Annotated in this window: 18 protein-coding genes; 12 read left to right on the top strand and 6 right to left on the bottom strand. The window is 38.1% G+C overall.

Annotated elements, in window-relative coordinates; genetic code table 11:
* The first annotated feature begins 9 nt into the window (after nt 1–9).
* On the top strand, nt 10–3,156 hold the full coding sequence (locus tag MP622_RS17285) for an efflux RND transporter permease subunit (protein ID WP_151832968.1): 3,147 nt from the start codon (nt 10–12) through the stop codon (nt 3,154–3,156).
* Nucleotides 3,157–3,189: 33 nt separating this feature from the next.
* A complete protein-coding gene (locus MP622_RS17290; protein ID WP_119690357.1) occupies nt 3,190–3,555 on the top strand; it encodes a copper-binding protein in 366 nt (121 codons plus the stop codon).
* Nucleotides 3,556–3,743: 188 nt separating this feature from the next.
* Here MP622_RS17290 and MP622_RS17295 read toward each other — a convergent pair whose 3' ends face one another.
* Nucleotides 3,744–4,676: an IS5 family transposase gene (locus tag MP622_RS17295; RefSeq protein WP_243793592.1), complete on the bottom strand. Its 933-nt coding sequence runs from the start codon at nt 4,674–4,676 to the stop codon at nt 3,744–3,746.
* 180 nt (nt 4,677–4,856) lie between these two features.
* Between MP622_RS17295 and MP622_RS17300 the strand changes: the two genes are divergently transcribed.
* Nucleotides 4,857–5,834 carry a helix-turn-helix domain-containing protein gene (locus MP622_RS17300; protein WP_243793594.1) on the top strand — a complete coding sequence of 326 codons (978 nt, stop codon included), beginning with the start codon at nt 4,857–4,859 and terminating at the stop codon, nt 5,832–5,834.
* A gap of 114 nt (nt 5,835–5,948) precedes the next feature.
* Entirely contained in the window at nt 5,949–7,283 is a 1,335-nt protein-coding gene (locus MP622_RS17305; protein ID WP_243793713.1) for an ISNCY family transposase, read from the top strand.
* 244 nt (nt 7,284–7,527) lie between these two features.
* Here MP622_RS17305 and MP622_RS17310 read toward each other — a convergent pair whose 3' ends face one another.
* Together MP622_RS17310 and MP622_RS17315 are read right to left on the bottom strand one after the other, a co-directional pair.
* Nucleotides 7,528–8,595 carry a nucleotidyl transferase AbiEii/AbiGii toxin family protein gene (locus MP622_RS17310; protein ID WP_243793601.1) on the bottom strand — a complete coding sequence of 356 codons (1,068 nt, stop codon included), beginning with the start codon at nt 8,593–8,595 and terminating at the stop codon, nt 7,528–7,530.
* A 21-nt stretch (nt 8,596–8,616) separates the two neighbouring features.
* Nucleotides 8,617–9,261: a DUF6088 family protein gene (locus MP622_RS17315; RefSeq protein WP_243793603.1), complete on the bottom strand. Its 645-nt coding sequence runs from the start codon at nt 9,259–9,261 to the stop codon at nt 8,617–8,619.
* A gap of 480 nt (nt 9,262–9,741) precedes the next feature.
* Here MP622_RS17315 and MP622_RS17320 point away from each other — a divergent pair, with 480 nt between their 5' ends.
* From MP622_RS17320 to MP622_RS17345, 6 genes are all read left to right on the top strand, one after another.
* Entirely contained in the window at nt 9,742–10,851 is a 1,110-nt protein-coding gene (locus MP622_RS17320; RefSeq protein WP_243793610.1) for a CBASS cGAMP-activated phospholipase, read from the top strand.
* The gene (locus MP622_RS17325; RefSeq protein ID WP_243793611.1) at nt 10,848–12,152 is read left to right on the top strand and encodes a cyclic GMP-AMP synthase DncV-like nucleotidyltransferase; all 1,305 of its coding nucleotides are present in this window, start codon (nt 10,848–10,850) and stop codon (nt 12,150–12,152) included. Before MP622_RS17320 ends, MP622_RS17325 begins: the two co-directional genes overlap by 4 nt.
* A gap of 4 nt (nt 12,153–12,156) precedes the next feature.
* Entirely contained in the window at nt 12,157–13,920 is a 1,764-nt protein-coding gene (locus MP622_RS17330; RefSeq protein ID WP_243793613.1) for an E2/UBC family protein, read from the top strand.
* Nucleotides 13,910–14,371, top strand: a complete 462-nt coding sequence (locus MP622_RS17335; protein WP_243793615.1) for a Mov34/MPN/PAD-1 family protein — start codon at nt 13,910–13,912, stop codon at nt 14,369–14,371. The genes MP622_RS17330 and MP622_RS17335 overlap by 11 nt, the downstream gene beginning before the upstream one ends.
* 115 nt (nt 14,372–14,486) lie before the next feature.
* Nucleotides 14,487–14,747, top strand: a complete 261-nt coding sequence (locus MP622_RS17340) for a helix-turn-helix domain-containing protein (RefSeq protein ID WP_243793617.1) — start codon at nt 14,487–14,489, stop codon at nt 14,745–14,747.
* Nucleotides 14,744–15,961, top strand: a complete 1,218-nt coding sequence (locus MP622_RS17345) for a type II toxin-antitoxin system HipA family toxin (protein ID WP_243793619.1) — start codon at nt 14,744–14,746, stop codon at nt 15,959–15,961. Before MP622_RS17340 ends, MP622_RS17345 begins: the two co-directional genes overlap by 4 nt.
* Before the next feature lie 325 nt (nt 15,962–16,286).
* On the opposite strand, the gene MP622_RS17350 is transcribed toward MP622_RS17345, so the two are convergent.
* A complete protein-coding gene (locus MP622_RS17350) occupies nt 16,287–16,508 on the bottom strand; it encodes a helix-turn-helix transcriptional regulator (protein ID WP_004658364.1) in 222 nt (73 codons plus the stop codon).
* A 194-nt stretch (nt 16,509–16,702) separates the two neighbouring features.
* Here MP622_RS17350 and MP622_RS17355 point away from each other — a divergent pair, with 194 nt between their 5' ends.
* A complete protein-coding gene (locus MP622_RS17355) occupies nt 16,703–16,954 on the top strand; it encodes a hypothetical protein (protein WP_243793714.1) in 252 nt (83 codons plus the stop codon).
* Nucleotides 16,955–17,228: 274 nt separating this feature from the next.
* On the opposite strand, the gene MP622_RS17360 is transcribed toward MP622_RS17355, so the two are convergent.
* Together MP622_RS17360 and MP622_RS17365 are read right to left on the bottom strand one after the other, a co-directional pair.
* A complete protein-coding gene (locus MP622_RS17360; protein ID WP_243793620.1) occupies nt 17,229–17,450 on the bottom strand; it encodes an antitoxin HicB in 222 nt (73 codons plus the stop codon).
* 33 nt (nt 17,451–17,483) lie between these two features.
* Complete coding sequence (locus MP622_RS17365) at nt 17,484–18,683, bottom strand: integrase arm-type DNA-binding domain-containing protein (RefSeq protein ID WP_243793621.1); 1,200 nt, start codon at nt 18,681–18,683, stop codon at nt 17,484–17,486.
* Between the two features lie 420 nt (nt 18,684–19,103).
* On the opposite strand from MP622_RS17365, the gene MP622_RS17370 reads away from it, so the two are divergent.
* Nucleotides 19,104–20,204, top strand: a complete 1,101-nt coding sequence (locus MP622_RS17370) for an AAA family ATPase (protein ID WP_243793623.1) — start codon at nt 19,104–19,106, stop codon at nt 20,202–20,204.
* Nucleotides 20,205–20,206: the final 2 nt, after the last annotated feature.

Below are 20,206 nucleotides of genomic sequence, written 5' to 3' on the forward strand. Positions count from 1 at the left end.
AGAACTATTATGATCGCCCGTATTATTCGTTTTTCAATTTTGAATCGTGTATTTGTCTTATTGGCAGCTTTAATTCTGGCAGCTTGGGGTGTTTGGGCTGTAAAAAATACTCCGGTTGATGCTTTACCAGATTTATCTGATGTGCAAGTGATTGTCAGAACTAATTACCCAGGTCAGGCACCACAAATTGTTGAAAATCAGGTGACGTACCCTTTAACAACAACGATGTTATCAGTACCTGGTGTTAAAACTGTTCGTGGTTATTCTTTTTTTGGTGATTCATTTGTATATGTCATTTTTGATGAACATACCGATCTTTATTGGGCCCGTTCGCGTGTATTGGAATATCTAAATCAGATTCAGGGAAAAATGCCTGCAAATGCGAAATCTTCATTAGGGCCAGATGCCACAGGCGTTGGCTGGGTTTATGAATATGCGTTAGTTGATCCAACAGGACAACATGACCTTTCACAACTGAGAAGCATACAAGACTGGTTTTTAAAGTATGAACTAAAGACATTACCCAATGTGGCTGAAGTTGCCACGATTGGGGGAATGGTGAAGCAATATCAGGTTGTTTTAGATCCAAGTAAAATGGCCGCCTTAGGAGTTACTCAAAACAATGTCATTGAAGCGATTCAAAAGGCCAATCAAGAAACCGGTGGTTCAGTTCTGGAGATGGCTGAAACTGAATATATGGTACGAGCTTCTGGTTATTTAAAGACATTAGAAGATTTTCGACAGATCCCGATAAAAACAAATAGTTTTGGGATTCCTGTTACTTTAGGCGATGTTGCAACTATTCAACTCGGACCGGAAATGCGTCGTGGTATCACTGAGCTGAATGGACAAGGTGAAATTGTTGGCGGTGTTGTGATTTTACGGGCCGGTAAGAATGCACGTGAAACGATTACTGCTGTGAAAGCAAAACTGGCTGAATTGCAACAAAGTTTACCTAAAGGAGTGCAAGTTGTTCCTGTATATGATCGCAGTAAACTGATTGATCGGGCAGTCGAGAATCTCAGTCATAAATTAATTGAAGAATTTATTGTGGTGGCTTTAGTCTGTGGACTTTTCCTCTGGCATTTACGATCAGCAATGGTAGCTATTGTTTCTTTACCACTTGGGATTTTGTCGGCTTTCTTAGTCATGTACTATCAGGGCCTAAATGCCAATATCATGTCATTGGGGGGGATTGCCATTGCTATTGGTGCTATGGTTGATGCAGCGGTTGTGATGGTTGAAAATGCACATAAGCATATAGAGACTTGGCAGCATGAACATCCCAATCAAGTATTAGAAACTCAAGCACGCTGGAATATTATTGCCCGTTCCGCCAGTGAAGTTGGTCCTGCTTTATTTTTTTGCTTACTTATCATTACCTTATCTTTTATTCCTATTTTTACTTTACAGGCACAAGAAGGACGTTTGTTCTCGCCTCTGGCGTTTACCAAAACCTATGCCATGGCAGCGGCAGCTGGTTTATCCATTACCCTGATTCCTGTTTTAATGGGTTATTGGATTCGAGGGAAATTACCTTCTGAACAGCGTAATCCACTGAACCGTTTTCTGATCAAAATATACAGCCCTATGTTGGATAAGGTTTTAGCTCATCCAAAGACAATTTTACTTGGTGCATTGCTAATTTTCCTTATTAGTCTTTTCCCTTTAACACGCTTAGGTGGGGAGTTTCTACCCAATATGGATGAAGGTGATTTACTGTATATGCCTTCAGCTTTACCGGGATTGTCCGCAGCAAAAGCTTCTGAGCTACTCCAACAGACTGATCGAATGATTAAAACCGTTCCTGAAGTTGCAACAGTATTCGGTAAAGCTGGTCGCGCTGAGTCAGCCACAGATTCTGCACCATTAGAAATGTTTGAAACCACGATTCAGTTCAAACCACGGTCTGAATGGCGTTCAGGTATGACACCTGACAAATTGATAAAAGAACTAGATAAGGCAGTCCAAGTACCGGGTTTAACAAACATTTGGGTGCCACCTATCCGTAACCGGATTGATATGTTGGCAACTGGGGTGAAAAGTCCAATCGGGATTAAGATTTCAGCAAATGATCTGCAAGATATTGATCGGGTAGCACAGCAAATTGAACAAGTGGCTAAACAGGTGCCCGGTGTTAGTTCAGCTTTAGCTGAACGGCTCACAGGTGGTCGATATGTTGATGTCGATATTAACCGTATGCAGGCTGCGCGATATGGTCTCAATATTAAAGATGTACAGCAAATCGTCTCATCAGCGATTGGCGGGGAAAATATTGGAGAAACTGTTGAAGGCTTGGCACGGTATCCCATTAATGTACGTTACCCACGAGAGATTCGAGATTCACTGGAAGCCTTAAGAAATTTACCGATTCTAACAGAATCTGGTCAACAAATAGTCTTGAGTAGTGTTGCTAATATTCAAATTACAGATGGGCCGCCAATGCTTAAAAGTGAGAATGCCCGTCCAAGTGGTTGGGTCTATGTCGATGTACAAGGACGTGACTTAGCTTCGGTTGTACAAGATTTGAAGCAGGCCATAGACCAAAAAGTAAAACGTTCTTCTGCCATGAGCATTAGCTATTCAGGACAGTTTGAGTTCATGGAGCGTGCGAATGCTCGCTTAAAAGTTGTTATTCCAATTACTTTGATGATCATTTTTCTATTGCTCTATTTGATTTTTAGGCAAGTACAAGATGCTGTTCTGATTATGGCAACACTACCTTTTGCGTTGATTGGTGGTATTTGGGCTATGTACTTGAGTGATTATCACTTTTCGGTTGCGATTGCTGTTGGTTTTATTGCACTTGCTGGTGTTGCCGCAGAGTTTGGTGTAGTCATGTTGTTCTATTTAAAGCAAGCAATTGAGCATGCACAGCAAAGCCTATCTTCTTCAACGGCATCCTTAACAGAGCAACAACTCAATGAGGCAATTCATACAGGGGCCGTGCTACGTGTTCGCCCTAAAGCAATGACAGTCGCTGTCATTTTGGCGGGGTTAATCCCTATTCTGTTGGGGACTGGAACAGGTTCTGAATTAATGAGTCGTATTGCTTTACCTATGGTTGGGGGCATGATTTCAGCCCCTCTCTTATCTATGTTTGTTATCCCTGCGGCATATCAGCTTTTAATCAAAAGAAAACTATCAAAGAATTGATAGTTTTATTATTTCGTCTAAAGAGGTTTTATTATGTTGAAGTTTATAAAAATTATTGCTCTTGTTACCACTATTGCTGCATTAAGCGCATGTAGTAAAAATGAAGCATCAGAGCAGAAGAAAGCAGACGCACCTATGGAGCAGATGAATAAGGAGTCTTCTACCGCTACAACGGCTCAAGCCGTTGGCGTGATTACTGCTATTGATACGAAAGAAAATATTTTAACACTCGACCATGAAGCCATTCCTGCGATTAAATGGCCAGCAATGACTATGGGCTTTAAAGTCGCTGACCCGGTTTTATTAAGTGGTTTAACCGTAGGAGACAAAGTTGACTTTGAATTAAAAGCAGAAGGAGAAAATTATATAGTCATCACTGTGAAGGCTAAAAATCTATAACAGCCTTAGTATATGATGCCAGTAGTGCTATATCCTTTAGACGCTATTGGCATTTTTATAGAAGTTAAATAAGATCGCTTTAAAAATTCCAGTTTATATAGTTCAATTCTTGAATTTTATTTTATCAATTCCACTGGGCTTTGTTGCACAAAAATTTAAAAACTAGGATTTCCTATATCTACTCAAATTTAAGTGACAACTCGGGTATGTGGTCTGCCTAACTCTGTAAACTTATTTAAGACAGCCACTCGTGCATGAATCTCATTGACTTGGCTTTGAAAGTTTCTCGCACTAAGTTTATCTCCCAATAATTTGATACAGTGCATCTTAGTTTCAACTAAACTTCGTCGATGATAGCCTGACCATTTTTTCCAAATGGTTCTGCCTAAATGTTTAACTGTTCGAAGTAGTTCATTTCGCTCTAGCGAGCTCGTCTTTTTATCTTTCCATGGCTTTGCATTTTTCCTAGGTGGAATCACTGCTTGTGCTTGTCGATCTGCAATGACCTGACGGCACTGCTTGGTATCATAAGCTCCATCTGTATATACGGAATCGATCTGCTCATCGTGTGGAATCTGATCAAGTAAATCACCAAGTACCTGTGAATCACTGACGTTGTTTGTAGTAAGTTGAACAGCTCGTATTTGTAGCGTTTCAGCATCTATACCAATATGCAATTTACGCCATTGGCGGCGATATTCAGGCTGATGTTTCTTTCGTTTCCATTCACCTTCACCTAGAAACTTTAAGCCGGTGGAGTCGACAAGTAGATGGAGTCCACCACTAATTTTTTGATAGCTAATTGCGATATCAATATGCTTTTGTCTTCTGCAAATGGTCGAGTAATCTGGAGCTGTCCAATCTAGACCACACAGTTTAACGAGACTTTGAACAAAGCCAGTGACCATACGTAAAGATAATCTAAATAGAGATTTAATCATAAGACAGCATTGGATAGCTGCATCGGAGTAAGTTTGATTTCGTCCTTGTTTGCCTTTTGATGGGGCATACCATTGCGTAGCAGGATCAAACCAAATGGCAATATTTCCACGATTAATGAGTGCTCGGTTATATGAAGACCAATTGGTTGTACGATAAATTTTAGGTGTAGGCTTATTCATTTGAAAATTATATTGTGGAATAAGCCTTTAGAGATAGGTTTGTGCAACAAAGCCGATCCAATCATTTAGTCATACTTGAATCATGATAGAAATCATCAAACAAAAAAATTGTCCTTAAGGACAATCATCGAAACTATTGGGACAACATGCTATATTTATTATTTTAGAGAGGTAGATCGAATGGCTATACCAGTGATTGGATTGTTCGTTTATCCCAATATAAATCCATTTCACTTCTCTATCCCCCATATCATTTTCAATATCAAGATTGAAGATAAACCCTTATTTGATCTGAAAATTTTTTCTATAGATGGCCAGCCCGTAACAACAGAACAGTCTATGATGATTATCCCTGATGGTGGGGTCGAGCTCATTAAAGAGTCGGATCTTATTATTATTCCTGGGTGGGATGATTTTAATCACGAGCCTGAACAAGTACTTATCGATGCCCTAAATTGTGCATATCAGACTGGAATTAGAATTGTAGGGTTATGCTATGGAACTTATGCACTGGCATATGCTGGTTTACTTGACCATAAAAAAGCAGCTACGCACTGGATGGCTGAACAAGATTTCAGTGAGCGGTTTCCACAGGTTCAACTTGATCATGATGCCCTGTATGTAGAAGACCAAAGGATTGTAACCTCTGCTGGAACAGGTGCAGCATTAGACTGCTGCCTATATTTGGTACGAGAAATCTATAATGCAAGAATTGCGAATAAAGTCTCTAGAGTAATGGTAATTCCACCTCACCGTGAAGGTGGGCAAGCTCAGTTTATTGAACAGCCAGTAGCAGAATCGAGTCAAGATGCACAAATCAATCTATTACTTGATTTTTTAAGAAAGAATTTAGTTATACAACATAATATTGAAAGCCTGGCTGAACAAACACATATGACACGTAGGACGTTCACACGGCATTTTAAGAAAGCGACAGGTATGACCCTAGTCGATTGGCTGAATACTGAAAGAATCAGATTAAGCAGTGAACTTTTAGAAACGACAAACTTGTCTATCGAAAAGATAGCCGAGCTTTCAGGTTTTAATAATCCCGTATCATTTAGAAAAAATTTTCGTGAAAAATATGGCACCAGCCCTCAGGCATGGAGAAAAGCTTTTGGGATCATTAATGAGGATAATCTTCCCTATTTAACATAATCTCTATTATACGAAATCAATCTGTTAGAACCCATTTAAAGTGTCTATATTCTCACCAATAAAAATGTCTGGTCTATGATGCACATCAACATCATGGACTGGATAAAACTTGAGATGCTGATCACTATGTCTGACAAGGAAATACAACGTCTTGCAGTCCTGCAAGATGTTCGAGATCAACGTATTACACAAGTCCGTGCTGCTGAAATTCTGAATCTTTCAACCCGTCAAATTACCCGGTTATTGCAGAAGCTAAAGCAAGACGGTGTTTCAGGCCTGACACATGCCAGTCGTGGCCAACCTGGTCATCATCGTCATGATGAAGCCGTAAAGTCTGAATGCCTTTCCATTATTTCTGAACATCTGCTGGGCTTTGGTCCAACCTTGGCTCATGAGAAGCTCAGCAGCATATTCGGTCTGAATATTCCTGTAGAAACGGTTCGACGCTGGATGACAGCCAATGAACTCTGGATTCCGCGATCCAAACGCCTGAAACGTCCATATCAGCCTAGATATAACCGTGATTGCTTCGGTGAATTGATCCAGATCGATGGCTCATATCATGACTGGTTTGAAGGTCGAGCTGCCAAATGCTGCTTGCTGGTCTATATTGATGATGCCACTGGAAAGCTGCTGCATCTGCGCTTTTGTGAGGCTGAAACCACCTTTGACTATATGCTTTCGACCAGAGCCTACATTGAGCAATATGGCAAGCCACTGGCCTTTTATAGTGACAAACATTCGGTATTCAGAGTGAACCAGAAATCCAGTCAGGACAGCCAGATCACGCAATTTGGACGAATTCTCAGCGAGTTAAACATTGATATTATCTATGCCAACTCACCACAGGCCAAAGGGCGTGTGGAACGAGCGAATAGAACACTACAAGACCGTTTGATTAAGGAAATGCGTCTGGAAGGCATCAGTTCGATTGCGGAAGCAAATGCATGGTTACGTTGCTTTATTGAGCAGTTTAACCAGAAGTTCGCCAAGTGTGCGAGAAACTCAAAGGATTTGCATCGTCCCTTAATAGAGTCTGATGCTGAGCTGGATGATGTGTTTACCTGGCAGGAACCGCGTAAGGTCACGAGGAGTCTGACCATTACTTATGACAAATGTATTTATCTGCTTGAGCCAACAGCGCTGAATCATAAGCTCGTTGGGCAATACATTACTTTCATGGAATATCCAGATGGTACTGTGGCAATCATGCATGAAGGACAGAAGATCAACTACAGTATTTTTAACAAGTTGTCTGGATTACAGCAGAATGAAGTGGTTGAGAATAAAAGATTAGGCTCAGTTCTGGCCCATATTCAGCAACAACATGAAGAGTTGGAAAAACAGAATAAACGTACTCGTGCCAAGAAAAGTATGCCAAGTCGTAAAGCTCAGAAAGCTGTGATTGAACAAAGAAATTTAAATCCTGTGCTTGACTGTTGTCATTAAAAACAGGACATTTTAAATGGTTTATCGCATAGACATTTTAATTGGGGAATAACACAATCTGTAAGCCCAAAATAGAAATGTCCGGTTTCTCCAAAGTAAAAATGCTTCATAGGCATTTTTCGCCTGAAAGGCACACCATTTTTCAGTGCAAAAATGTGGTGGTCCAGCTTGATACAGGTGCAATGTGGATGTTCAAGGCTATCATCTTTTCTTTGTGCTCTTGAATCAAAACCCCATGACAATTTCAGTTACCTCTTTCAAGGTGAGCACTTACAGCCTGATTAATTAAGGCTTGAGTGTTATGTGCTGACTGCATAATTTGATCAAAACTTACTTTGCGGTCGTTAATGAAATTAGATTCCATCATATATGAAAAGTCTAGTTTCAGCTGATCTAAGTCTTGTTGATCAGGCACAAGTATAAAATCTCCAGCCAAACACTTTTCGTAATTCGCATAACTGGCATTAAAGAAAATTCTCTTCAGTGCTACAACATCATTAAGCAAGTGAATATCTGAAATTGCTCCCTGTCCAATCGCATGATTAGACAGAGCCATCAGATCAAACCAATGACGTGATAAACGTTTAGCATTTTCTCTGACCCCTCGATGGCACTCTACATGAATCAAAGTTGCCTTTTCCCAGAAGGTCCGTTGTGGAGCTAATACCGTGACCATGCTCGATGGAAACTCCAGTACATCTCGATAAGCATCCTCTGATGCAAGAAATGGCTGAATATGGTGTACTTCATTTGGATTAATGATATTTCGGCCACCAAATTCAATCAGTACGTATTCCAGCATGTAATTCTTACTGTCTTTGTTCAAGACTGAAGGGAAAGTAAATTTGATGGTTTCTCCATCTTCACTCACTTCGATTTCGAACAATTCAGCACGAGGTAGTACAGCGACCTGTGCTTTAAGGAATGGAGCCACGACATCATTTGCATAACTTTTAACTTCAGCTCTAAGAGCAGCATCGATTCTACGGCGTTGCCCCGATCCTAAATGTTCAGGCGCTGTTTGTCGTTCGGCAAGGTTGAGTTGTTTCACCGAATCAAATTGACGATAGTCTAAGGTAATATCGATGTCTTCAGAAAAACGATCAATGACATTAAATACTTTTGACAATGAGGTTCCCCCTTTGAATGCCATCTCCAATTTGTTCGGCATTTCAAAAAGCTGTTTAAGCACCCAACAAACCCACACATCCTTCTCAACGATTGGCAAGTCCTTATCAGGTCTTGTTGAGCAATAGTCTCGAATAATAGCAGTTTGGTCCTTTACTCCGAGGTGCGTAAACAATTCAGGCATTTGAATTTCTCTTTAATCTTATCACGTAAGAGCGTATGAGCTTTCTTTAACAGCTGGATCAGATAATCGCTCTTTCAACCAACCACTCATTTGCATACGTTTTAATCTTTTAAAATGGTTTTCGCTCAATCGGGATTTAACCTGTCGAACGACCTCCTGGTCCACATGTTCTCGACCTAAAAATATTAATGCAGAAAGAGCCATTCCAACTTCAGTTCCTGAAGCCTGTAAGATGTTTTGATTTTCAGTATGAATGAACTTTACTCTTGTGCCTGCAATGATGACTTCTCGTGAAGGTCCATTAGTGTAAAACACTTTGGTTAGTGGCACTTGAGTACTTAAGCCTAACTTGTTCACCGCAGATGAACCATGTATTTGCAAGGTCTCTTTATTACGGTTACTGATGACTTTGATAACTTCATTAACATCTGGTGGAACTGGTCTACCCTTCAAAAATCGATTGAATTCAGGCTTGTAGTAAATACCATTTTGGATACGTAAAATTTTACCTTCCTGAACCAAGCGAGAAAGGACACGGAGGATTGTATCGTGCGAGCCTTCAACATGAATATTGTCTACAGAAAACACTCGACCACGCTGTAACCTTGCGATTTTATTTCGCACTGATTCAGAAACGTTTGATGTTGTGTGAGCATAAACACCCATGACACTCTCCAATTCCAATATTACACATCAATAATACAATATTTTCAGACAAAATTAACTTGAAAATCCGAATACTTTCGGACAAAAAATCGTATATACGAACCTATAATCTCATATTTTAAGGGTGTTTTATCTATTTTCAATGACATTGATTATCCGAGCTTAATCAAAAATGAATAACCTAGCTATATTGTGATTTAAAGTATTCGTAAATAATCCTTAAAAGTCTTATTCGGATCATTGAAGAAGTGCTGATCCATGGGAATACACGCTATAATTTGATCCAGCCGGAAGTTCCTGAAATCTTGTTTCACTTCACACCAAGCTTCATCAAAGAAGGTTAACCCCAATGGTCTAACATGTCATGTGGATAAAGCATTTTTTATTAGGATTAAAAGCCAAAGAATTATTACCTTAGCACCTCTTGAAATGTAGACTTACAACACAATATACAAATAAACTTGATAATTACGTGTAAAAATGATCACAACCCAACAGCCTGAACCAACAGGTATACATCTGCCAGAAAAAACAGGAAAAGTTAAAGTCTTAGCCTTAAATGGTGGTGGTGCGCGAGGCTTGTATACGATCAGTGTCCTAGCTCAACTCGAACAAATTATTGAAGATGAATACCAAATTCCAAATGTAAGGATTGGAGATTATTTTGATCTAATCACTGGGACTTCTATTGGCGGGATTTTGGCACTTGGACTGGCAAGTGGTAAAAGTGCACGGGAATTAAAAGAAAAATTTAAAGATAGTGCGCCATCAATATTCCCAACATGGCGATTTTTTTTTCAAACTTTCATCAAGGTATTTTTTCCTGTCTACGACAGCGAACCTCTACGAAATACAGTTAAAAATATGATTGGCGATAATACTACATTTAAAGACCTAACACGGAGAGTAATGATTCCCTCTGTTAATCTCTCAGAAGGTTGTCCTCGTTTTTTTAAAACACCACATGGTGAGTTCTTCCATAAAGATGCAAATGTCAAATTGATTGATGCCGCAATGGCAACTTCAGCTGCACCGACCTACTTTAAACCACATTTTATTGAGAGTGAGGGACACTTCTTTGCAGATGGTGGCTTAGTCGCAAATAATCCCAGCTATATTGGATTACGTGAAGTATTAATCGACATGCAACAGGATTTTAAAGGTATATCAGTCAAAGACATCAACATTTTGAATGTCGGTACGTTGAATGAAAATTTCTGTATCCGACCTAAGACCTTAAAACGGAAGTGGATTACTGGTTACATTTTCCTTTGGGGTTTAGGCAAACGTCTTGTAGAAAGCACCATGACAGCCAATCAGGATATGCAGAAAAAGATGTTGATTCGTGAATTACGCCCTCTTGGGCTTTTAGATAATTACGTTGAAATTGATAAGACTATTCCAAATGAAGCATCACAAGATATTGCTTTAGATAATGCATCTAAGTATGTTCTCGGCACTATAGAAGGTTGGGGTATCAACGATGCACATCATAATTACACTCAAAACCCCAAATTACGAGCTTTCTTTACTTCACCATCAGAACCATTCGTGAAAAAAATAGGCCAAAATAAGGAAAATGCAGCATGACTTGGAATTTTCACAGCTACTATACTAATCGTGATACTGGCTTGATTGGTCAGTTAATCCTTAGTGATCGTGAGAAAGATGCGCTCAAAGCACTACGTCAAATTGTACGTGAACGAACTCGGGATGTTTTTGATGAAGCAAAACTTCTTGTGAAGTCATCTAAGCTTCACTATACAGCTTTATCATTCCGTTCCGAGTTTGTGAGCACAAATTTCAAGTATCTATCACCAGATGATCAAAAGATTCTATCTGAACTGATTATGGATCTGTCTGAAGATCTAAAAGCGGAATTCTTGAAGTTAGCCCCACGTTTTTGGACTCAAGGTAGCTTCATGTATGACACCTTAAACCGTCCATATAAAACTCCTCCACAAGAAATGGACATTGATGATGGTACATATCTACCAATGCAATTCTTTGAGGATAAACCAGCCATTGGACATCAGCTTTTATTGCTATTGGTGGATGCCTCACTCAATTCTCTGGCTGCGGAACGTCATGGGTGGTCATTTGAAGCCAAAGATACTTGTGGTCGTATTAAGATACCAGCAAATAATGTCCATATTGACGTGCCAATGTATGCTATACCTTACGAAAAGTTTCTGGAAAAAGAGGTTCTGTTAAGAAAGGCTGCAAATACACAAATTTTTGCTGAAATGTATGACAGTGTTTCAGTTGCTGATCACGCACTCTATGATCAAATTGAAACGGATTGCGTGAATCTAGCAGTACGTAAAAACGATGCAAAATGGATTAAAAGTGATCCTAAAGATGTTCACTTATGGTTCCAAGATGCTTGCCAACGTACAGGTCAACATTTACGAAAAGTTTGCCGAATTCTTAAAGCATGGCGTGATGCTGGAGATTGGGAAGAAAGTAATGGCCCATCATCTATTTCATTGATGGCAGCGGTTGTAGAGATTTTAGATCATACTTCTGTAGATCCTAAAGATTTCGGATTATTGATGCTAACAGTAGCAAGAAAGCTTCCAAATACTTTTCGCAAAGGTGTTGAAAGCCCTGATGAAAATGATGATCGTCCATTGTTTCCTCCATACTATGAGCATGAAGCCAAGCACAAGGAGGTCATCTTGAAGTTAGAAGAACTGGTAAGTTCACTTGAAGCCGCATATGCAGCATGTACCAAACAAGATGCTTTGAACATTCTCAATAGTGAGTATGGTAACCGTGTTCAGGATATAGGTCTCATTGTATCTCAGTCTGCTGCACCAGCTTATGAAAGTAATCCTATCAAAGCCCAAAAAGCAGCTATTATCAGCCCTTCAATGAAAAGTGGTTAATTGGGTGTCAGAATTACATTCAGTAATGCTTGATTGCGGGTATCAACACTTGACAATCAAGCAACGTAAAAAATATAAAGCTTTAGCTGACATAGACGATAAATTTCTTGTATACCTTAAAGAATATTCTACATCTGAGGGTGTTTTTAATATTGCATTAGAGTTTGGTTATGATGCATATACAAGTCTGCCTTGGGCACATATCATCAGTAAACCAGAACAACTTGAGGATGTTCTTCTTCCGCATATCAATAATGGTGGCTATCTTTGCTATGTAGAACAGCTCGAAGCAGACTGGGACCCGAATGATATTGGTAACTTGTATAAGACTGTAGATCGTCAGATCCAAATAACTTTAGACAACTCCATCAAATCATTACAAAACGGTCATGTAGATCAAATTGAATTAGAGGGTGAGTTTGTAGCCTATTGGAAAGCTGAGAGAGCGACCTATGCCCTTTCAGATTTAAACACACTTAATGGTGAAATAGCCTATCTAACTCGAAACATTTCTACTGATGGATCTGATCGCCTAGAATCTATTCTTTTTGGGATACAAGACAAATATACCCAAGAGAAATGGCTTCGCCAAAGATCTCTCAAGGAGTTTGATTCCCAAAAGCTTAATGTATTCAACCTCAAAGTCAGACCAACCAGACTTTCCGGAGTTCATTGGCCTCCTAAAGATCCACAAGCCTTATTCAAATGGCTATCTCTCGTAGATCATAATTCTAAAGCACATTTGCTAAAGTACTTTGTAGAACACCCCTATAAACATCATTTGATTGTTTTAGAGGTAGACAAACAAGATACATTCGGGGTGATATTTGAACTGAATCAATCAGCAGTACAGTTTACGACTTATGTCAATTCTCGAAAAAAAGGAAAAGGTGGTCGTAAACTTGATTTAGGGCGAGCAAGCTCAGTCCTTACAGGTAAGTATGCGTTTAATAAGTTCCAAAGAATTTCTTTTGTACAGTCAGATAGGGACACCATTCTTTCTCGTAACCGATCTCAACCTGAGATTGGAGATCTACGCACTAAGAAAATTGCACTAATTGGTTGCGGAACGATTGGTGGATATGTGGCTGAGCTTTTGATTCGTGCTGGTGCCAGTATGGGAAGCAAAAGCTTAGATTTATATGATCAAGACAAGTATGGTCCTCACAATTTCAGTCGTCACGCATTAAGTAGTCGTGATTTTGGTAAATACAAATCAGAAGCACTTAAAAATAGGCTTGAAGACTCAACTCATCTTGTAACCAACATCGAAGCATATAAGTTTGGATTCCCTTTCTTAAAATCATATCTGACGTTATATGATATCGTTATTGATGCTACTGGTCGTGCACCTGTTTCAAAACGTCTAGCCCATTTGGTTCGTCAAATTGATAGCCCGAAGAAACCAATCATTATCCATGGATTTAATGATGGTAATGGCATTGCTTCAAAAGTATTTATAGATAGCTTGGATGGTTGTTATAACTGCCTTAGTAGTGATATAGCTTTCTATAATAACGGTGTGGATAGGCGTTTTGAGAATCTACTAGATCTTCATCAAAAGAAAGTCTCATGCGGTAATACATATACTCCATATGATGCAGCAGTCAGTGTTATGACTGCTGCATTGATTCAAGAAGCAGTTTTATCAACTTTAGAGCATAAAAGGGATTGGAATTATAAAGAACATATCTTCACGGGCAGTCGTACTAAAAAGCCCACTTGGATCAGAAAACAAGCCTTTTGTGACATCTGCCATGGTCGATAAAGAGCTCGTTTTCAAAGCTCTAGATGAGTCCTTAGTTGTAATTTCTACTGAGGTCACTAATACGTTACTCTCATATCGACAATTAAGTGATTCTAGCCAAGAAAGTGCTGGAGTACTTATTGGTGAACGCCGGGGAGTTCATATCATCATTAAGACACTATCTGAACCCAGTCGTTGGGACATCAGAAGTCGTTTTATGGTAGATCGTGTTAGTAAACATCATCAAATGGCTGTTGATATTGCTTTCAAAAAAAGCAATGGTGAATTGCATTACTTAGGTGAGTGGCACACACATCCAGAAGATGTGCCAAGCCCTTCTATAATAGATTACAGTAGTTGGCATAAGAATCTAAAATTATCAGAACCACTAATTTTGATTATTGCAGGTCGAACAGATTTTTGGGTGGGTAAGAAAATTCAGGACAATATCGAGATGCTAAAGCGGATTTAGGATTTTTATCTATCGAGAATAGAATCAAGCCATACTAAAAATAGCCATATAGCTAACTTTTAATTATTAATATAATATATTATCCATATGGCTAACTTATTATGGTCAAATTGCTATGGCGAGTAGAGTAGAAATTGGGAAAAAAGTTCGTATAGAACGAAGAGCCCTTGGCTATACACAGCAAAAACTATCCGAATTGATTCGAATCAATAAAACTACAATTTCTGAGATCGAAAATGGACGTTTTACGGGTTCTTTTGACATCTTTGAACGTGTACTTGATGCAGTCGGTCTACAATTTGATGTATCTACAAAGCAACATTCACTACCCCATTGGGATGAGATTGAAAATATGTTTGCTGAGGAGGATGAATGAATCCTCGCACCAATCTTCCTGCCAAAATCACCAATATCATGGTGCGTGCCAATCAAGCTGAACTAGGTGTCTTAACCTATGGTTCAGTTCACCATTATCAACCCACACAAGAAACACAGCATGTGTCACTTACCATGGCTCAACGAGGCCTGGATGGTTATTCTTCAGGCCCACTCCATCCAATCTTTGCCCAAAACTTACCTGAAGGGTTTAATCGTAGATTAATAGCTGAAAAGCTTTCAAGATATGCCAAGGTCAATGATATGTATTTATTGGCACTGCAAGGTGATCAAGGCATCGGAATACTCTCATACAAAAGTGAGCTAAATTTGCCCGAAGCCGAATCTTTAAGCTTAAGTGAAATTTTATCCTACCGTAGCATTGAGCCCTTATTCCCACAACTTTTAGATAAATACTATCTCAGGACTTCATTGGCTGGGATGCAACCCAAGGTTAGCATTCCGAATTCGAATACGGTTCAATCGGACAGCACAGTTCAACAGAAGGATTTGATTGTAAAGTCCTTTGATTCTGATTTTCCATTACTCACAGTCAATGAGTTTGTCTGTATGCAGGCTGCACAGCATTGTGGACTAGAACCTCCACAAACCTATTTGTCTGAAAATTTAGAAACCTATGTTGTTGAACGGTTTGATCGGCGGTCCAGCGATGGTACAAAACTCGGCTATGAAGACTTTACGACGCTCATGAAAAAGTCAAATGAGCCAAGTGCAAAATATGCGAGTAGTTATGAAACACTGCTGAAAGCAACTCATCTATATACGGGTAGCGCAGCTGAAGTCGAAAAAATGTATAAATACATCGTATTCAATTGCTTAATCGGCAATGGCGATGCGCATCTTAAAAATTTTGCTCTACAATATTCCCCAGATATGAAGAACATTTTTGTCTCACCACCGTTTGATATTACGCATACCCTGATCTATGAATCAATTGATAATCAGATGGCACTCAAACTGGCGGGTAGTAAAGCATTTCCAAAACTGTCACATCTCATTAAATTGGCTGAAAGTTGCCAATTTAGAATCAGAAATCCCAAAGCAATTATAGAATTCTTGAGCGAAAATATCTTGGACTATCTTCGCACCTCAAATGAGGTTCAGCTATTCGATGGATTACGGACATCTATAGAAAGTTCAATCTCAAATGTTATGGCGACAGGCCTCGGTACCCCAAATTATCGACTTGATTAAAAGAAGAAATTTGAATCATTAATGAAAAATCATGTAAAAACACTCAAAATCTTGCAATAAGTACAATGGCAACGTAAGATGAGAATTGCAGTGAAGTCATTTTAAATTCCGTGTACGGCAATTTGCATTACATGGAACAAACCCACAATAGTTACAGCTATTGTGGGTCATTATCCCCTCTTCTTAACGAAGTTATAAGAAAAAATACCTCTAACATTCGATTGATTCCTTTATATGAATAATAAAGTAAATATCTGTTTTCTATGAAATTTCATAAAATTCAGTATTAGACCTGTAGAGAAAGCTTATCAAACAAAGTATTAAGTTAATCTTTTTCTTCAACTTCTTCCTTAAACTCAAACAAATCATTCATCGTACAGTTAAAATATTTACATAATTTATCAGCGACTGGTAATTCAATACGTACAGCACGGTCATAATACATACTTGTCAGCGTATTGCGATTGATACCTGTTGCATGCACCACTTCACTTAATTTTAAAATTTTTCTATCGCCCATGAGGCTAGATAACTTACAAGTAATCATATTTAAATTAATTTACAAAAAATAACTTGCTGCGGGTTATTTAAAGTTGTTGCTTGAGTAATACTTTGCTAAAATTAACCTGCAGCAGGTTATTACAACTTATAGAAAGTATATTTTATCCATTTCAACTAAATTATAACTTTTTAAGTATAAGGATTGAACCTGCATTAAATTATTTTGTGGAGATGACCGCCGTGTTAACAAATGAGTTATTGATCAGCCAGCAAGCTCGTGACTTAGGAAATCAACTAATTAAAGAAATGAACATCAATAGAAGTTATGGAATGGCTAATTTTCTTGGAGTGAATACTTGCTATGATAATCATCAGGCTGTACTTATTTGGACATTTCAACTGCTTGAAAGGGAACCTGCCTTAAATGACTTAGCAGAAATTAAAAAATATTTTCTTTTGATCTTTCCAGATAGTGTTTATCAATTAGCCTAAGTTGTTTTTAAAATTAATTTTTTAAATAAAAAGCACTAAATCAAAGAAAGCTTTATTTAAAAATACCTATTAATTCAAAAACATACCATTTACTGAATATATGAAGCATAAGTTCTTGTTCCTGCTCTATCACTCACTCGTACTAAACATTAGTACAGACTAAAATTACATCGCTCTTTTACTGATACTAAACAATTTATGTCCACGCCACGTTCTGCGGCTTCGAGGGCTAGTTTTTATTGAACCACTGAGAACAAGGGCAACAAACTGCCTACTATATTTTCCCGGAGAGTGGTGTAGGAACTTTTTCATTATTGCTAATCATATCAGCGACAACATCAGCAACGAGCTCCTCTATTCCTGAGAATGCTTTAGACTGATCCGCATCAAGCCAAGACAATGATGGAAACTCATCACACAACCTAACATACTCATTATCTTCTGCTGACCATGTAACACGGTAAGTATATTGTTTACTATCCACTTGAAACCCCATAATGTTTTATGTTTATGTATAAAAGTACGATTTTCACTTAGCAGTACTTAAATAATCACCCCACCACTGCATCATTTCAGTCCGCTGGGCTAAATAGTCAGCGTGATTATAGCTGGCACGGGTACGGTTCTTATCAATATGTGAAAGTTGTGCCTCAATCCAGTTATCCTGAAACAAACCTGAGTCATTCAAAATGGTACTAAAAGTGGAACGCAGTCCATGAGAGGATAATTGATGTTTGCCATAGCCCATCTTACGTATAGCCATATTTAATGTATTAAAATGAATCGGTTGATTATGTTTCCGTGGGCTAGCAAAAATGTACTTTTCACCGTATGACCATTGCATGACGTCTTTTAAAATATCTAAAGCCTGATCTGAAAGTGGAACTAAGAAGTCGGGAATCTCATGGCCTAATATGACTTTTCGTCGAAACTGTTTAATATGCAAGGCAGGTATTTTCCATATTTTTTCATTTAAATCAAAATGATGAGGCTCAGCCAATAACAATTCAGCCCCTCGCACGCCAGTATGTAATTTGAACAGCAGTGCTTTTTTAATAATCGGATGGGCATCCAATTTTAATAAATTTTTCTTAAAATCAGATATATCCTCTGCTTTCAAATACGGATAATTCTTCTTGATTTTACTGTTAATGGCGATTTTATTTAAACCATGCGCGATGTTGAATTCACAATAACCCATCGCTACAGCGTAGTCATAAATTTGGTTCAAATAACTACAAGCTTTCTTGACAGGTTCTTTTACTTGGCGTCCCTCTATTTTTTTAATTACTGTAACCAGGTCATAGCGCTTGATGTTTTGAAAAGGTAAATCCTGAAGGTCTGGATAAATATCTTGCTGTAAACATCTTTCTGCTAACTGTAGTACACCGCAGCGGGGTGAATCATTAAATGCATTTTTCAGTTTGAACTGCAGCCACTCCTCCCCTACCTTACGAAAGGTGATGACATTAGAGACAGTATCATGCTCAAAACAATAATTATTGTCTTTAAAGTCATCTCTGACTTGTCGTGCTTTTTTCAGTGATAAATCAGGATAAAGTCCTAATTGAATGCGGCGACGTTTTTTGGTTTGTGGATCTGTATAGCGATAGCACCAAGATTTTCTTCCACTCGGCTCAATCTTCAGGCTAAGTCCATCTTCATCGGATAAAAAACAAGTTTTTTCCTTGCAATGAGCTTGGCGAACTTTAATTTCAGTAAGACTCATGAAATTTAAATGAAACCTATCAGAGGATTGATTGGATCAATTATATCAAAATAGAACGCTTTATATATGATGCGTAACCTACGCATCATATAAATTTGTAATATATTGTTTTATAAGTTTATTATATAAAGTTTTTAGTTTTTAGTAACCATAATAAGTACCACCCATACTTTCAATATCCATGAGCACCATGTTTCTTTAACAGCATTAATGCAATCTAATAATAGATGATATTTGTCTAGGAACGTGTTGGTAGTCCAGTGATTCTTTTTCTAAAAATAAATATGAATAATAGGAAAGGTATCAAGAAAAACCAACACACCAAAATGGTAAATATTTTACATTTTGGTAAATTTATTTTGAAAAATGGTAAACTTTTAGCTACAATTCAATAGTTAAATTAAAAAAAGTTTACCAAAAATGGAACTTAAACTTAGCCAACTCTTAATTGATTCTGCTCTTACTGGGAATGTAAGATCAGTCGAAATGGCATTAAAAAAAATCGCTCCCAAAATTAAGAGCGATAATCCAGAGCTATACCAATATATTACTAATAAGTTGCAATCGAACCTTTTACGTTCGAAAGATAACTCCAAGATACTTCCAGTAGACACTGATTCGCGATTACAACTTGTTCGTGTTGAAAATCCAGTCCTTCTTCCCTCAGCACCAATTCTGTCAGAGGACATTGAAAGTAAATTACTTCAAGTTGTTAAAGAGCGATCTTTAATGGAAAAATTATTAGAAGTGGGATTAACTCCAACCAAAACGATTCTATTCGAAGGCCCCCCTGGTGTTGGAAAAACCATGTCAGCTAGATGGCTAGCGAATAAATTAGAGCTCCCATTAATTGTTTTAGATTTAGCAACAGTTATAAGTAGTTATCTTGGTAAAACGGGTAGCAACATCCGATCAGTCCTTGATTATGCTTCTTCATTCCCTTGCGTAATGCTATTAGATGAATTTGATGCGATTGCAAAGCGGAGAGATGATGATCGGGAGCTTGGAGAATTAAAGCGTCTAGTCACTGTTCTTTTACAAACACTAGATGATTGGCCAGAATCATCTATATTAATAGCAGCCACTAATCATAGTGAATTACTCGATCCCGCTATTTGGCGTAGATTTGACTTGCAACTTAAGTTTAGTAATCCAACTCCAGAAATGATCGAATCTTATATAGAACAGCTACACCCAGACTTAAAAGATCATAAAGAACTTTTATGTAACCTATTTTCTGGGAAATCATTCAGTGATATAGAAAGAACATTTAATTTATCCAAAAAAGAAGCCTTTATTAAAGAGAAACCATTCATCAATATTCTGTTAAAACGAAGTGAGCATTCAGAACAAACTCCTGCTACATCTAAAAAGCACATTTCTAAAACAGAGAGAAATGAAATTATACTTAATCTATATCGACAAGGTTTTTCTCAGAGGAGAATCTCTGAGGAAACAGGTTTAAGTCGACCAACAATTAAAAAAATTATTACCACTTTACAATCAATTGAGAGTACTTAATT

Source organism: Acinetobacter sp. PK01 (genome assembly GCF_022819285.1).
Lineage (GTDB): Bacteria > Pseudomonadota > Gammaproteobacteria > Pseudomonadales > Moraxellaceae > Acinetobacter > Acinetobacter tandoii.

Bases quoted from the DNA above. Each gene is read 5' to 3' on its own strand.
- MP622_RS17300 (WP_243793594.1), top strand. From the start codon at position 4,857: ATGGCTATACCAGTGATTGGATTGTTCGTTTATCCCAATATAAATCCA.
- MP622_RS17310 (WP_243793601.1), bottom strand. From the start codon at position 8,595: ATGCCTGAATTGTTTACGCACCTCGGAGTAAAGGACCAAACTGCTATT.
- MP622_RS17325 (WP_243793611.1), top strand. From the start codon at position 10,848: ATGACTTGGAATTTTCACAGCTACTATACTAATCGTGATACTGGCTTG.
- MP622_RS17340 (WP_243793617.1), top strand. From the start codon at position 14,487: ATGGCGAGTAGAGTAGAAATTGGGAAAAAAGTTCGTATAGAACGAAGA.
- MP622_RS17360 (WP_243793620.1), bottom strand. From the start codon at position 17,450: ATGGGGTTTCAAGTGGATAGTAAACAATATACTTACCGTGTTACATGG.
- MP622_RS17295 (WP_243793592.1), bottom strand. From the start codon at position 4,676: ATGAATAAGCCTACACCTAAAATTTATCGTACAACCAATTGGTCTTCA.
- MP622_RS17320 (WP_243793610.1), top strand. From the start codon at position 9,742: ATGATCACAACCCAACAGCCTGAACCAACAGGTATACATCTGCCAGAA.
- MP622_RS17370 (WP_243793623.1), top strand. From the start codon at position 19,104: ATGGAACTTAAACTTAGCCAACTCTTAATTGATTCTGCTCTTACTGGG.
- MP622_RS17335 (WP_243793615.1), top strand. From the start codon at position 13,910: ATGGTCGATAAAGAGCTCGTTTTCAAAGCTCTAGATGAGTCCTTAGTT.
- MP622_RS17290 (WP_119690357.1), top strand. From the start codon at position 3,190: ATGTTGAAGTTTATAAAAATTATTGCTCTTGTTACCACTATTGCTGCA.
- MP622_RS17365 (WP_243793621.1), bottom strand. From the start codon at position 18,683: ATGAGTCTTACTGAAATTAAAGTTCGCCAAGCTCATTGCAAGGAAAAA.
- MP622_RS17305 (WP_243793713.1), top strand. From the start codon at position 5,949: ATGCTGATCACTATGTCTGACAAGGAAATACAACGTCTTGCAGTCCTG.
- MP622_RS17315 (WP_243793603.1), bottom strand. From the start codon at position 9,261: ATGGGTGTTTATGCTCACACAACATCAAACGTTTCTGAATCAGTGCGA.
- MP622_RS17285 (WP_151832968.1), top strand. From the start codon at position 10: ATGATCGCCCGTATTATTCGTTTTTCAATTTTGAATCGTGTATTTGTC.
- MP622_RS17345 (WP_243793619.1), top strand. From the start codon at position 14,744: ATGAATCCTCGCACCAATCTTCCTGCCAAAATCACCAATATCATGGTG.
- MP622_RS17350 (WP_004658364.1), bottom strand. From the start codon at position 16,508: ATGATTACTTGTAAGTTATCTAGCCTCATGGGCGATAGAAAAATTTTA.